This is a genomic window from Nocardia cyriacigeorgica, assembly GCF_005863245.1.
Taxonomy (GTDB): domain Bacteria; phylum Actinomycetota; class Actinomycetes; order Mycobacteriales; family Mycobacteriaceae; genus Nocardia; species Nocardia cyriacigeorgica_C.
In genome coordinates, this window is the sequence record NZ_VBUT01000013.1 from 20,696 (window position 1) to 34,699 (window position 14,004).

The 14,004-nt window shown below is 70.6% G+C and carries 8 protein-coding genes; 4 read left to right on the forward strand and 4 right to left on the reverse strand.

The genetic code is table 11. The features are described from left to right. Positions 1 to 103: 103 nt before the first annotated feature. Positions 104 to 538: an Rv3235 family protein gene (locus FEK34_RS26830; protein ID WP_138452300.1), complete on the forward strand. Its 435-nt coding sequence runs from the start codon at positions 104 to 106 to the stop codon at positions 536 to 538. 8 nt (positions 539 to 546) lie between these two features. Here the strand turns inward: FEK34_RS26830 and recD are convergent, their stop codons facing one another. From recD to recC, 3 genes are all read right to left on the reverse strand, one after another. Beyond that, positions 547 to 2,439 carry an exodeoxyribonuclease V subunit alpha gene (recD, locus tag FEK34_RS26835; protein ID WP_138452302.1) on the reverse strand — a complete coding sequence of 631 codons (1,893 nt, stop codon included), beginning with the start codon at positions 2,437 to 2,439 and terminating at the stop codon, positions 547 to 549. Between the two features lie 61 nt (positions 2,440 to 2,500). Further along, a complete protein-coding gene (locus FEK34_RS26840) occupies positions 2,501 to 5,827 on the reverse strand; it encodes a UvrD-helicase domain-containing protein (RefSeq protein ID WP_138452303.1) in 3,327 nt (1,108 codons plus the stop codon). Continuing rightward, positions 5,824 to 9,264 carry an exodeoxyribonuclease V subunit gamma gene (recC, locus tag FEK34_RS26845; protein ID WP_138452305.1) on the reverse strand — a complete coding sequence of 1,147 codons (3,441 nt, stop codon included), beginning with the start codon at positions 9,262 to 9,264 and terminating at the stop codon, positions 5,824 to 5,826. Before recC ends, FEK34_RS26840 begins: the two co-directional genes overlap by 4 nt. 263 nt (positions 9,265 to 9,527) lie before the next feature. Here recC and FEK34_RS26850 point away from each other — a divergent pair, with 263 nt between their 5' ends. After that, entirely contained in the window at positions 9,528 to 9,734 is a 207-nt protein-coding gene (locus tag FEK34_RS26850; RefSeq protein WP_138452307.1) for a hypothetical protein, read from the forward strand. 118 nt (positions 9,735 to 9,852) lie between these two features. Next, complete coding sequence (locus tag FEK34_RS26855) at positions 9,853 to 10,725, forward strand: tat pathway signal sequence (RefSeq protein ID WP_249359650.1); 873 nt, start codon at positions 9,853 to 9,855, stop codon at positions 10,723 to 10,725. A gap of 44 nt (positions 10,726 to 10,769) precedes the next feature. Here the strand turns inward: FEK34_RS26855 and FEK34_RS26860 are convergent, their stop codons facing one another. Further along, the gene (locus tag FEK34_RS26860) at positions 10,770 to 12,254 is read right to left on the reverse strand and encodes a cytochrome P450 (RefSeq protein ID WP_138452310.1); all 1,485 of its coding nucleotides are present in this window, start codon (positions 12,252 to 12,254) and stop codon (positions 10,770 to 10,772) included. Positions 12,255 to 12,483: 229 nt separating this feature from the next. On the opposite strand from FEK34_RS26860, the gene FEK34_RS26865 reads away from it, so the two are divergent. Then, positions 12,484 to 13,980: an NAD(P)/FAD-dependent oxidoreductase gene (locus FEK34_RS26865; RefSeq protein WP_138452312.1), complete on the forward strand. Its 1,497-nt coding sequence runs from the start codon at positions 12,484 to 12,486 to the stop codon at positions 13,978 to 13,980. Positions 13,981 to 14,004 lie beyond the last annotated feature (24 nt).

The window sequence follows — 14,004 nt, forward strand, 5'->3', positions numbered from 1 at the left end:
GTAGTGCACTACTCGTGGCAATCGCGGTGCGTGACAGCAGAATCAGCGCGTGCAGTGCGCACAGCGGCACCACCGGATGATCGACGCGAATGGGGGTAGATATATGACTGGACAGTGGGTGCGGTCGAAGAATGTGGCGGCCGAGGCTCCGAATCGGTCTTGTGGAAGTGGATTTCGCCGCCGGCTCGGCGCGGAGTCCGCGGTCGAGCGGACACCGCGCACCGCGCACGCATTCACCGAGCGGACCGTCCGCGTCATCCTCGAAGTACTCGACAGACGTCGGCCGATCAAGCAGCTCACAGCACTGGTCAGTCCCGATGTGCTGGCCCGGATCCACACGCTGGCCGACGGAAACCTGGTGCCCGGCCGTGCGCTCGGACCCGCCAGGCCGGTGCGAGTCGACGTGGCCATGGCCGACGGCCGCGACTCCGAGATCTTCGCCCGCTACCGCCGAGGGGACCGCTACTTCGCCCTGGCCGGACGGATCACCCACTCACGACGCCACGGTTGGCGGTTGACGGCATTGCGGATCGGGTAGAGCAGCGTTCACTCCACCCGATGACTCAACCCACTAGCCCGCAGCGCCCGCCGCGCGGTCGCGGCGCGGATGGCGGCGTCGGTGCCGATGATGCGGACGTGGCCGCGGGCTCGGGTGATGGCGGTGTAGAGGAGTTCGCGGGTGAGGAGGGTGGATTCGGGCTCGGGGAGGACGATGGTGACGGCGTCGTATTGGCTGCCCTGGCTGCGGTGGATCGTCATGGCGAAAACGGTGACCACGGACGGGAATTGGGTGGGATGGACGAGGTAGGGTTCGCTGCCGCGTTGCAGGGCGACGCGTAGCGAGCCGTCGGGTTGGCGGATGACGACGCCGGTGTCGCCGTTGTAGATGCGGGCCTCGTGATCGTTGGCGGTGACCAGCAGCGGTTGTCCGGGATACCAGGTGGGCTGGCCGGATTCGGGGCCCGCTCCCGCGGCGGCGGCCCATTCGCCGGCCATGCGGTCCCAGCGTTCGACACCGAAGGGTCCCTGGCGGTGGGCGCACAGCAGGCGATGTGATTCCAGGGCGGTGAGTGCGGCGGCGGCGTCACCGGCGAGGGCGGCCTCGGTGACCTGCCGGGCGGCAGTGATGACGTCGGCGCGGACGGCGGCGGTGTCCTCCGGTTCGCACAACGACAGCGCGTCGCCGCCGTCGCGCAGCAAGCCCAGCGCGGTGTCGGAATCACCGGCGCGCACCGCGACCGCCAGCTCGGCGATCCGGCCGCCGAACCGCCGCCCGCGCGTGAGCCGGACGATGCCGCCACGCAACCGGGTCTGCTCGAGTGCGGTCAAGGCCTCCGGATCCGCGGCGGATCCGGTCGCCGGGCCGATGATCTGCTCGAGCACCGGGTTCGGGGTGCCGACCACCGGGCCTGCCACCAGATCGGCGAGCACCGCGCCCGCGTCGACCGAGGCGAGCTGGTCCGGGTCGCCGACCAGCACCAGCCTGGTGTCCGGGCGCAACGCGGCCATCAGCCTGCTCATCATGGTCAGCGACACCATCGAGGTCTCGTCGACCACGATGACGTCGTAGGGCAGCCGGTTGAATTCGTGATACCGGAAGCGGGTGCCGCGGCCGCGCTGCCAGCCCAGCAGCCGGTGCAGGGTGGAGGCGCTCGGTTCCGGCAGCCCGAGTTCGGCGGCCTGATCGCGCACCGCCTCCTGCAACCGCGCGGCGGCCTTGCCGGTGGGGGCGGCGAGCGCGACCCGCAGGGCCGGTGCCTTCGGGTTCGCCCGCTGATGGGCGTCGAGCAAGGCGATGATGCGGGCGATGGTGTGGGTTTTGCCGGTGCCGGGTCCGCCGGCGACGACGGTGGTCCAGTGGGTCGCGGCGAGTGCGGCGGCCAGGCGCTGCCGGTCGGGTGCGGTCGACCCGGGTTCCGCGCCGGGCGTGGTGAACAGCCGGTCGAGTTCACGGCGCACCACGGCCGGGTCGACCACCGGATGCCGGTCCGACCGTTCGGTGAGCACCCGGCGGATGGTCTGTTCCTGCTGGTAGTAGCGATCCAGGTAGAGCAGCGGGCCGCCCTCGCGGCGATCCTCCACCAGCCGCAGCGGCCGCAGCGGCCCGGCAGTGCCGCCGACCACCAGCGGGCTGACCCGCAGCGCGGTCAGCACATCGTCGAATTCCGGCCAGGGCAGCGTCGCCGGATCGACGGTGGTGTCCCAGGTTTCGTCGGCGTCGATGCCGATCTCGCGCATCCGCGCCAGTTCCAGGCACACCGACCCCGATCGCACCGCCCGCACCGCCAAGGCCGCCGCGAACAGCGCCGATTCGGACTCTTCCCGGCCGAGCCGGCCCAGCCGCACCGCGACGTGCACATCCGCGGCCGACAGCACCCCGGCTTCGTTGAAGGCACGCAGCAAACCAGTTCCGCGCTGAGCGATCTGGATGGAGGTCACGACCGCACCTCCGGCATCAGGCGGGCGGTACCCCGTCGATGCGCAGCGGCCACGCGCGCGTTCACGCCGCACCTCCTGCGAGCACATCCGACAGTTCGGTGATCAACCCCGCTGGCGGAGTCCAGTCGAACACCCCACGCCCGGGCGGGGTCTCCGGCCCGATCATGCCCCGCACGAACAGATAGGCCGCCCCGCCGAGATGACGCGCCGGATCGTATCCGGGCAGCCGCCACCGCAGATACCGGTGCAGCGCAACCGAATACAGCAGCGCCTGCAACGGATAGTGCGAACGCATCATCTCCGCGGCCATCCGGTCCCTGGTGTAGTGCTCGACGGTGAGATCGCCGGTGCCGAGCCGGTTGGTCTTGTAGTCGACGATGACGAAACGGCCGTCCGCGATGCGCAGCACCGCGTCGATGCTGCCGGTCAGGTAGCCGCGCAGCGGGTTGTCGTCGAGGGTGTCGAGGTGATCGGCGTAGGTGGCGAAGTCGTCGGTGGCGGGCAGGTGTGCCCGCAGCAGGCCTGCTATCGCGCGCAGCGTCGCGGCCTGGTCGCTCGGGTCGTCCCCGCCGGCCAGCGGCAGCTCGAATTCCAGCTCGCACAACCGGTCTCGGGTCGCGATGTCGGCGAGGGCGCCGAATGGCGTCGGCGTGCGCAGCACCGCCAGCAGGGCGGTGGCCAGCAGCGCGGGATCGGCGGCGGCCATCATCTCCTCGATCGTCTCCCGGCAGCGCGCGTCCACCTCGGCCGCCAGATCGGTGGCGTCGGTGTCGATCCGCTCCAGCGCCGCGTGCACCAGGGTGCCGAACTCGGCGCCGTAGGGCAGTTCGTTCATCAGCGACGGCGCACCCGATTCGGGTTCGGCGGCGAGCACCGGCACCCCGGTGGGCTCGTCGTCGGGTCCGCGGCCGTCTTCGGGTTCCCTGTCCGGGGCGACGGCGTGTGCGGCGGCGGTCAGCGCCGAGTAGGAGGTGCGCCGCCACTGCTGGTCGAGCGTGCGGTCGAAGGTGGCGGCGGCGAGCTCGCCGGTCATCGCCTCGACCCGCACCCGCCGCGGCTGCACCTGCTGCTCACCGTCGACGATCTCCACCGCCACCGACGGACCGGCCGCCGCCGCCCACGCCGAAAGCCGTTCGGCAGCAGTGGTATCCGGCGGAACCGGGACCCGCAGCGCCACCTGATCGGCGCCGCCGGAACGCCCGAGCAGCATCCGGTGCAACGGTGCGTTGTCGGTGGTGTAGGCGGGCGCCCACCACGCCACTACCTGGCACATGGCGCGGGTCAGCGCGACGTAGAGCAGCCGCAACTCCTCCCCCGATTCCTCGGCTTCGGCACGGCGTTTGCGCTCGGCGTAGCCCGGTGCGTCGGGGCCTCCCACGTCGAGCACGCGGACCTCGTCCTCGTGGAACAGCAACGTCGCGGCCTTGGGATTCCTGGCGCTGTCCCAGGCGAACGGCAAATAGACGACCGGGAATTCGAGGCCCTTGCTGGCGTGCACGGTGGCGATCTGCACGGCGGCCGCGTCGCGGTCCAGCCGGCGGCTGCGGTCGGCGACCGCACCGGAGGCGGGATCGCGCACCCGGTCGGCCAGCCACCTGGTCAGCGCGGTCAGCCCGTAGCCCTCGCTGACGGCGAGTTGATCGAGCAGCTGCGCGATATGGCGCAGATCGGTGAGCCTGCGTTCACCGTTTTCGATCCCGAGCAGCCGCGGCGCCAGCTCGGACTCCGCGGACAGCTTCTCGAACACCGCCGCGAACCCGGCCCTGGTGAACAGCCGGGCGGCTTCCCGCAACTGGGCGCTCACCTGTCCGACCAGATCCGCTCCCCCACTGTCGATCTCGGCGGCGGTGATGCCGAGTAACGGCGTGCAGGCCGCCAGCCGCACCCGATCACTGCGATGCGGTTGTTCGAGTGCGCGCATCACCCACAGCCAGTCGGTGGCGCTCTCGGTCGCGAAGACGCTGGTACCGCCCGCCAGGACCGAGGCAACCCCGACCCGGTCCAGGGCCTCGCGTACGACGTCGATCTGGGATCGGGTGCGCACCAGCACCGCGATGTCCCCCGGGTCGATCGGTCGCGGATCCGTGCCCGCGCCGCCCGCGTCGATCGTCGTCCCGGATTCCAGCAACCGGACGATATCGGCCGCCAGGTCGGTGGCGACCTTGGCGCGCATCCGGCCCACCGTCGGGAACCCGGTCTTGTTCAGCGGTCCGGCGCCGGTGCGCGGCAGTACCCGCAACCGGAAAGGCGTCGCGTCCTGGCCGGGTCCGGACAGCCGCGACCAGGGCCGGGTCGCGGCCACCGGATAGACGGTGATGGCGTCGTGGCCGAGTGCCGCACCGCCCATCACCTGGTCGATGGCGCTGAGCAGGCCGGCGTCGCTGCGCCAGTTCACCGTCAGTTCCCTGCGGGTCCCGGCATGGCCGACGGCATCGAGGTAGCTCAGCACCTCCGCGCCGCGGAAGGCGTAGATCGCCTGTTTGGGATCGCCGACCAGCACCATCGTGGTGTGGCCGTGGAAGACGCGGCGCAGGATGTCCCACTGCAACGGGTCGGTGTCCTGGAATTCGTCGACCAACGCCACCCGGAAGCGGTCCCGGATCCGCAGGCAGGCGCGCGGACCGTGCTCGGGGTCGGTCAGCACCTCGTGCAACAGCACCAGCAGATCGTCGAAATCACGCAGTCCCGCAAGGCGTTTGCGGCGTTCGGTTTCGGCGCGCACAGCCAGGGCGAAAGCGACCCGTTCCCCGGCCAGGTCGTCGGTATCAGGGGCCAGCCGGGCGTGCCGGTCCCGGACCGCGGCCAACGCCAGGGTGTGTGCCTCTTTGATGGTGAACGGCGGTGCGGTGCGTGCGTAGCGGTGCAGGTACAGGTCGTCGGTGACGGTCTCGACCAGCTCGTCGACATTCTCGACCAGCCGCGACCGCATATCGTGCTCACCGGCCAGGCCCAGCTCGTCGAGCATGCGCTGGCAGAAGCTGTGTGTGGTCGCGATGGCGCCCGCGTCGAAATCCGACAGCGCCGCCAGCAGCCGGGCCCGGCGGCGCCAGACCTCGTCCTCGTCGACGGCGGCGAGGTAGGCGACCAGTTCGTCCGCGCTCGCCCGCGCGGCCACCGGGTCGGCCAGCGCCGCCGCGACGCCGACGAAGCGATTCCTGGTGCGTTCGCGCAGTTCCTGGGTGGCGGCGCGGCTGAAGGTCACCAGCAGCAGCTGCGCGATATCGACCCCGGCCTCGGCGACATAGCGGACCGCGAGCCCGACGATGGCATACGTTTTGCCGGTGCCCGCGCTGGCCTCGAGCACCGTGGTGCCGGTGGGCAGCGGCCCGATCGGGTCGAAGGCGGTGTCGAGCGGCGGCGCGGTGGCGGGTGGGGTGTGAACGGTCATGGCTGCCCCTGTTCCTCGGCGCGCAGCAGCGGCGCCCACAGCCGGCGCGACAATGCGCCGAATCGGGTGGTCTCGCTCGGTTCGCCGGGTGGTGCGGGTGCCGCGGTGAGGTCGTCGAGGCGCGGCGCGGTGCCCCAGATGTAGCGCAGGTGGCGGTCGGTGTGCTCACCGTAGGGGCCGGGACCGTTGGGGCCGCCGAGGAATTCGCGTTCGGCGGCCGCCAGCGCCTCCTCCGCCGTGCCGCCGCGGAACCGGCGCTCGGCGTAGGCGGCGGTGGCCGCGGTGGCGATCGGCAGCGGCTCGGTGAGGCCCGCATCGCGCAGCGCGACCAGCTCACGAAGAATCGCCACGGCTTCCGGCGCCGAGGGTGCGGTCAGCTCCGAACGCCATGCGGGACGGCGGAATTGGCCGCGCCCGATGGTCACCGCCCGCCACGGCCGGTCCTCGCTCGCGGCCAGCGCCAGCAGCGACACCCACGCCGTGATCCGGTGTTTGGGTGCGAGCCGCGAGTAGGTGGTGCGCACCAGGGTGTCACCGCGCACCTCGGGCACGGTGCCGGTCAACCGGCGGCCGCCGCCGAGGTCGAGGGCGATATCGACCGCCCGCGCGGGCCGCTCGTATTCCGGTTGCGCGATCCGCACCAGGGTGTCGACGGTGTGTTCCACCTCGTCGAGCACCGCGCCGCCGAGGCCGAACGGTGGCAGCGTCCCGCGACGCCATTCCGCCGCGCGCAGGCCGGCCGGATCGGCGCCGGTGAGCCGGGCGGCCAGCATCCGTTCGCCCAGATCCCATTTCGCCAGGCCGTCCAGCTCGATGGGCAACCGGTCGGCGATGTCGTCGTCCTGGTCGGGCACCCGCAGGCCCAGCCGCTGCCACAGGAACGCGCGCACCGGATGTTCGGCGAACGACAGCAATTCGGCGAGTCCGATATCCACCGGCTCGGCCGGTGGGAGCGGCTCGGGCAGAAACGGCGGACGCGGCCGTGGCACACCACCCGCTGCCCGCGCACCGGCCAGCGCCACGGTATCGAAGCTGAACGGGCGCTCGGCGCGGAAATTGCGGCGGTCGAACGATTGCAACGGATGGCGGGTCACCACCTCCGCCATGCCCTCGGGCCCGACATGGGCGCGCAGCACATCCAGCACCTCGGCCACCGGAATGGCCGGCGGGCGGTGGTTTCCGGAGACCGGATCCGACCCGGTGTGCAGCAGCACCAGCCGCTCACCGGCGGCCATGATCGCGTCCAGCAGCAGTTGCCGGTCTTCGGCGCGGTGATCGCGCTCGCCGAGCAGCGGATTACGGGCCAGCACATCGTCACCGTCCACGCCGCCCGCGCGCGGGAACACATCGTCGTCGAGTCCGAGCAGCACCACGACCCGATGCGGCACCGACCGCATCGGCACCATGGTGCACACCGTCAATTCGCCGGTGCGGAAGTTGGCGCGGGTCGGGCGCGCCGCCAATCGTCCGGCCAGCAGCACCGCGACGTCGGCCAGCCGCAGCGCCACATCACCGGCGAAGGCCAACGCGGCGGCGAGTTCACGGCGGGCCTCGGTGCGGATCCAGGCCTGCGACTCGGGGACGTCGGTCAGCAGATCCAGCGAGCGTGCCAGCGCGGCGGCCCAGTCGTCGGCGGGCCGGGGGCCGCGCAGATCACGCAACGCGACCGCGAGCCGGTCGACGAATTCGGCGAAGCGCCCGGCGAGGTCGACGTCGTTGCTGTCCACATCATCGAGCGGCAATGCCAGGTCGAGCCAATCGTCGGAACTCTCGCCCGCGGTGACGCCGAGCAGGATCCGGTCGACCGCGGTGTTGAGGGTGTTCTGCTGGAAATCGGCCAGCCCGAACGCCTGCCGCTGCCGCTGCCCGATGCCCCAGCGAGCACCGGTCTCGGCTGCCCACTCGCGCAGCCGCTCGATATCGTCGTCATCGAAACCACAACGGCGGCGGACGGTTTCGGAGGCCGCCAGGTCGAGCACCTGGGTGACGGTGACGCGCCCGTCGGCCAGTTCGAGCAGCACCGAGATCACCCCGAGCAGCGGATTGGTCACCGCTCGCCCGCGATCGGCCAGCCGCACCCGCAACCGATGCGCAGGATGCCCGGGCCGACCCGAATCCCCCACCGGCTCAACCGATCCCGCCACCTTCTGCCCGAACGCCGCCCGCACCAGCGGAGCGTACGCCTCCACCTCCGGGCACATGATCAGCACATCGCGCGGCTCGAGAGTGGGATCGGCGGCGAACATCGCCAGCAGGCAGTCACGCAGCACCTCGACCTGCCGCGCGGGACCATGGCAGGCGTGCACCTGCACGGAGCTGTCGGCGACGGCGGGGGTGGCGGGCCAGCGGTCGGTGCGGATCCCGTCCTGCAACACGTGCAGCAAGCCGGGCCGGTCGGCACCACGATCCGCATGGCCGCCGGCCTGCGCTTCCGCACCATCCTCGCCCCGGGCCTCCACCCGGGCGCCATCCAGATCCTCGTGCCCGTCGCCGGAGCCGGGCACACCGCGCCCACCATGTCGCCGATCGGACGCCGCCGCAGGCAAGCGCTGCTGCAACTCCCGCACATCACGAGCCAGACCCGCGAGCAACGGATGGTGCACCGCCATCCCAGTCCGATCCTCGGCCCGGGTGAGCGCCGGAGCGATACCGCCCAGCGCGTCCCACATCGCCGGGCTCGGGTGCGTCAGCCAGAGGTGCACGTCACGCCGCTCCGCCAGCGCCTCGATCACCGCGAGCTGGTCGGCCGGCAACCGGGTGGGGCCGAACAGCGACACCCGTTCCGGCAACTCCACGATGCCGGGTTCGGCGCGCAACACCTCGCAGGCGGGCGCGAGGCGCTCGGCCGGGCTCGGCGAGCCGATCTCCGCGCGCAGGCACCGCCACAGTTCCGGCTGCCAGCGCAGATCCTCGGGCACCTGCGCGCCCGCGCCGTCGGTGTCGGCGCCGGCCGCCCAGTCGACGATGAGCTGCGGACGCTGTGCGCCGTAGCTGTCGAACAGCGTCGCCAGGTGGGCCGCGGTGGCGTAGCGTCGGCCGGCCCGGTGGCTCGATTCGCCCTCGCGCAGGCCGAGATGCCTGGCCAGCACCGCACACCAGGGCTGGGTCACCGAGCTGTCGATCACCCGCAGCAATGTCCACACCACGCGTTCGTGCGCCCACGGGTCGTCGGCGGGCGCCACGCCGCCCGCGGCGGCCAGCGCCTCCGCCACCAGCGCGGCGGGTGACGGGAAGGCGATATTGGCGGCGATGCCGTCGCCGCCGGCGGAAACTCCGAGCACACCCGAAAGCCGCTGCGTCAGCCACCGTTCCACGCCCTTGGCCGGCACCGCCACCACTTCGGTGGCGAACGGATCGGGCAGCGGGTCGGTCAGCAGCGCGGCCAGGGCGTCGGCCAGCACGTCGGCGCGTTCGCCGCGATGGATGTGCAGCGGCATGCGCGCCCTTTCTCCGATGCGGTCCGCCTCGGCACGCCCGGCCACCCACCACCGGCCTCGGGTCGAGCACCTCGGCGCTTCGTGCTCTCGTTATACGCCCAGCGACCGACGCGCAACCGCAGCGGCCCGTCGTACCCCACGTGACATAGGCCACATACCCGATCGATATTCGGCCGTGTCGCCGGGGCATCCGCCGGGGCCTGTGCCACAGTCCTTCCCCGGGGAGGAACGGGAGACTGCACCGAAAGGCTGGTTCGCGTTTCATGGATGCGATGCTGATTCCCCTGGTACCGAGAGGCGGCTTCACTGTCCGCCGCATCGGCGACCGCTGGGAGCTCGTCAACTCGCGCTGCTACGGGCGCACCGTCGTTCTACACTCGTGGCCGCGCGATCAGCACGCCGAGGCGTTCGAGCACTGCCATCGCCTCAACGAGGGCGCCACCGCGGCACGACAGGCCCAGCACCGCTGATCCGCGCGAAAGTTCTTGCCACACAAGACTACCGATGCCACTAGCACAGGTGGCCGCTGAGCTCAAGACGTGCGCCGAGCGCACGGATATGCCAATGTGGTCCCTCGTGCGTTTCCCCATGGCCGCTACCGGGGCCAAACCCCGCGTCGCCGCATCCGCCTGTGTCCTTGCCGCCGCCGCCATCGCGCTTCCCGGTGTGCCCGCCATCCTGCCGACCGCCGCTGCCGCGCCGCTGGCCCACAGCCAGGCGTGCCTGCCCGGTTTCGACTGCGACATGAGCAACCGGATCGCCAGTTTGAACGCCTACCTGAAGAACCGGCCCGGTGTCACCGGCTATGTGCTGCGCGACCGGGTCAGCGGCGGCGTGTACGCCAACGAGCACGCCGAGGATTCGGTGTGGACCGCCTCCACCATCAAGCTCGCGATCGCCGCGGACCTGCTCAACCGCGCGCGGGTCGGCGCGATCGGGCTGCCGCCGGAGGACCGCGCGCTGATGGAGTCGATGCTGGCCACCTCCAACGATCAGGCTACCGACGTGCTGTGGAACAAGTACGCGGGCCTGGACCGGATGGCCTACAACAACGCCTTCCGCGCCAACGGCATGACCGGCCTGGTCCCGCAACCGACCAGCACCGCGCTGTTCCCCGACTGGTCGTTCCAGAAGTGCACCGCCGCCGACCTGGACCGGCTGATGTCGCACGTGCTCGACCGGATGCACCCCGACGACCGCAACTACCTGATCGACCGGATGCGCAAGGTCGACATGAACCAGCACTGGGGTGTGTGGGGCGCCGGTGCCGCGATGCGGCCGGGCCTGAAGAACGGCTGGTCGGCCGAGCAGGGCGGCTGGGTGGTCAACTCGGTCGGCTTCGCCGGTCCGGGCGAGCGCTACACCCTGTCGATCATGACGTCGATGGGTGATCAGGGCGGCTACACCGACGGCGCCGACACCGACACCAAGATCGCCGAGATCCTGCTGGCCGGACGCTGATCCGATGGTCCGGCTCCGAGGGTGGGTACTCGGAGCCGGATCGGTCAGCTGATGCGCCGCAACCGCATCGGCGCGTCGTCGCGGGGGAACGGGATCGTGGTGAAACCCCACGGCATGCGGTACGGCTCCGGTATCGACCACTCGTAGTCGCGCACCAGTGCCGCGATCACGGTCTTCACCTCGAACGTGCCGAAGTGCATGCCGATGCACTTGTGCGAGCCCGCGCCGAATGGCATCCAGGCCAGCCGGTGCGATTTGTCCTCGCGCCGCGCTTCGCTGAAACGCTCCGGATCGAACAGCTCCGGGTGCGTCCACAGTTCCGGCAGCAGATGATTCACCTGGTAGGCCAGGTCGACCGGGGTGCCCGCCGGAATGTAGTGCCCGCAGATCTCGGTATCGCGCACCGCGCGCCGCACCAGCCCCGGCACCGGCGGCATCAACCGCAGGCTTTCCTTCACCACCAGATCCAGATCGCGCATGCTCTCCAGTTCGGCGATGGTCGGCGGGGCACCCGCGCGGTCGGCCGCCTGCACCTCCGCCCGCACCCGCTGCTGCCAGTCCGGATGTTTGCCCAGGTAGTAGGCGACGGCGGTGGCAGTGGTCGTGGTGGTGTCGTGGGCGGCCATGATCAGGAAGATCATGTGATTCACCACGTCGGCGTCGCTGAACACCGCGCCGTCGGCATCGCGGGCATGGCACAGCCCGGAGAAGAAATCGGCCTCCTCGCTGCGCCGCTTCTGCGGCAGCATCGCGGTGAAGTAGTCCTCGAGCACCTTGCGCCCGCGCAGCCCGGCCCGCCAGCGGCCACCCGGCATGGGATGGCGCACGATGGCGAGGCCCGCGTGGGTGCAGTCGACGAACGCCTCGGTCAGCCTGCGCCGCTGCGGGCCGACATCGGCGGCCATGAACGTCTCGCCGGCGATGTCGAGGGTGAGTTCCTTGATGGTGGGAAACAGTTTGACCGTGCGACTGGCGCCGCGCCCCGGCGGCACCCAGCGATCGACGACCTCGCGCACCACCGGCGTCAGCGCGGCCAGATGCGCCTCCAGCCGGTCCCTGGTGAAGGCCTGCTGCATGATCCGCCGATGGAACATGTGCTCGTCGAATTCCAGCAGCAGCAGGCCGCGCCGGAAGAACGGGCCGATGAAATAGTCCCAGCCCTGGCCGAAGTCACGGCGACGCCGCCCGAGCACCTCATCGATGGCGTCCGGCCCGGCGGCCAGCACCCGCTCCATCCCGAGTGAGCTGTTGAGCGTGACGGGTCCATAGCGCCGGTAGCGGTCCATCATTTCGGCCGGTCCCCAGCGCATGTAGTGCAGCGCGCGGCCGAGGTAGGGCAGCCCGGCATCGCCGTCGACGGCGGTGGCGGTGCTGCCGGAGGGCGGGTTGGCGAGTACTCGGCGCCGGGCCGGGATCAGGCTCAACGCCCGATCGATGGGATGCGCGCGCGGGATGTCGATCAGTGCCGAATTCTCCGATTCGACACGCACGCGGGCTTTTTCGACGGCGGCACGGTCGACGGTGACCATGGCAGACCTCCCTGGGCGAGGAACCTCCATGGTATTCGCTTTCGCCTGTTCTCCGGCGGCTTCACCGGAATCCGGCTTCACTTCCTACAGCGAACAACGGTGAGCGATCGCACCGACACGCGCCGCGAACGGGGATCTCGTCGTGACGATGGCGTGGGCGCCGACTACCGTGTGCCATGTCAGAAACGTTCGGCGGGGTCGACCCCCAGTCTGTCGAGGAGCAGCGACGATGAGCACTGAAACCGTGGAGAACCGTCGTCACCAGGTGGTGGTGATCGGTTCCGGCTTCGGCGGCTTGTTCGGAACCAAGCACCTCAAGAACGCCGATGTCGACGTCACCCTGATCTCCAAGACCTCCACCCACCTGTTCCAGCCCCTGCTCTACCAGGTCGCCACCGGCATCCTCTCGGTCGGCGAGATCGCGCCCGCCACCCGGCTGGTGCTGCGCAAGCAGAAGAACGCCCAGGTCTTGATGGGTGAGGTCATCGATATCGACCTGAAGGCCAAGACGGTCACCTCCCGGCTGCTCAACCAGGACACCGTCACCCCCTTCGACAGCCTGATCGTGGCCACCGGCGCGCAGCAGTCGTATTTCGGCAACGACCACTTCTCCACCTTCGCCCCCGGTATGAAGACCATCGATGACGCCCTCGAGCTGCGCGGCCGCATCCTCGGCGCCTTCGAGCAGGCCGAGCTGGCGACCACCCAGGAGGAGCGCGACCGCCTGCTGACCTTCGTCGTCGTCGGTGCCGGCCCGACCGGTGTCGAACTGGCCGGGCAGATCGCCGAATTGGCCGATCGCACCCTGGAGGGCACCTTCCACAACATCGACCCGCGGGACGCGCGCGTGGTGCTGGTCGAGGGTGCGGGCGCGGTGCTCGGCCCGATGGGCCCCAAGCTGGGCGGTAAGGCGCAGCGGCGGCTGGAGAAGATGGGCGTGGAGATCCAGCTCAACGCCATGGTCACCGATGTGGACGCGCACGGGGTCACGGTGAAGGATCCCGACGGCACCATCCGGCGCATCGAATCCGCGTGCAAGGTGTGGTCGGCCGGTGTGCAGGCCAGCCCGCTGGGCAAGATGCTCGCCGACCGCTCCGACGGCACCGAGGTGGACCGGGCCGGGCGCGTCATCGTCGAGCCGGACCTCACCATCAAGGGCCACCCGAACGTGTTCGTCGTCGGCGACCTGATGTCGGTGCCGAATGTGCCCGGCCAGGCCCAGGGCGCGATCCAGGGCTCCACCTACGCCGCCAAGCAGATCAAGGCGGGCCTGAAGGGCCACACCCCCGAAGAGCGCAAGCCGTTCAAGTACTTCAACAAGGGCAGCATGGCGACGGTGTCGCGGTTCAGCGCCGTCTGCCAGGTCGGCAAGCTGGAATTCGGCGGGTTCATCGCCTGGCTGGCGTGGCTGGCGCTGCACCTGTACTACCTGGTCGGCTACCGCAGCCGGATCATCACCGTCATCCAGTGGTTCGTCACCTTCCTCGGCCGCACCCGCGGTCAGATGGCGGCCACCGAGCAGTGGGTGTTCGCCCGTTTGGCGCTGGAGGCGATGAACGGCGAGGACGAGGGCGAAGCCGAAGTGGTGATGTCAGCGCTCGGCGACCCCTCGGCGAACAGCTGGAAGGCCGCGACCAGCGGCGCCGGCCCCACTACCGAGGTGGCCACCGACGGAAAGCCGGAGACCGCGCCCGCCGAATCCGGCAAGTCTCGCGCTACCGGCTAACTTCCGGCAATACCGGCTGAACCG

Bases quoted from the DNA above. Each gene is read 5' to 3' on its own strand.
- FEK34_RS26830 (WP_138452300.1), top strand. From the start codon at position 104: ATGACTGGACAGTGGGTGCGGTCGAAGAATGTGGCGGCCGAGGCTCCG.
- FEK34_RS26840 (WP_138452303.1), bottom strand. From the start codon at position 5,827: ATGACCGTTCACACCCCACCCGCCACCGCGCCGCCGCTCGACACCGCC.
- recC (WP_138452305.1), bottom strand. From the start codon at position 9,264: ATGCCGCTGCACATCCATCGCGGCGAACGCGCCGACGTGCTGGCCGAC.
- FEK34_RS26850 (WP_138452307.1), top strand. From the start codon at position 9,528: ATGGATGCGATGCTGATTCCCCTGGTACCGAGAGGCGGCTTCACTGTC.
- FEK34_RS26855 (WP_249359650.1), top strand. From the start codon at position 9,853: ATGGCCGCTACCGGGGCCAAACCCCGCGTCGCCGCATCCGCCTGTGTC.
- FEK34_RS26860 (WP_138452310.1), bottom strand. From the start codon at position 12,254: ATGGTCACCGTCGACCGTGCCGCCGTCGAAAAAGCCCGCGTGCGTGTC.
- FEK34_RS26865 (WP_138452312.1), top strand. From the start codon at position 12,484: ATGAGCACTGAAACCGTGGAGAACCGTCGTCACCAGGTGGTGGTGATC.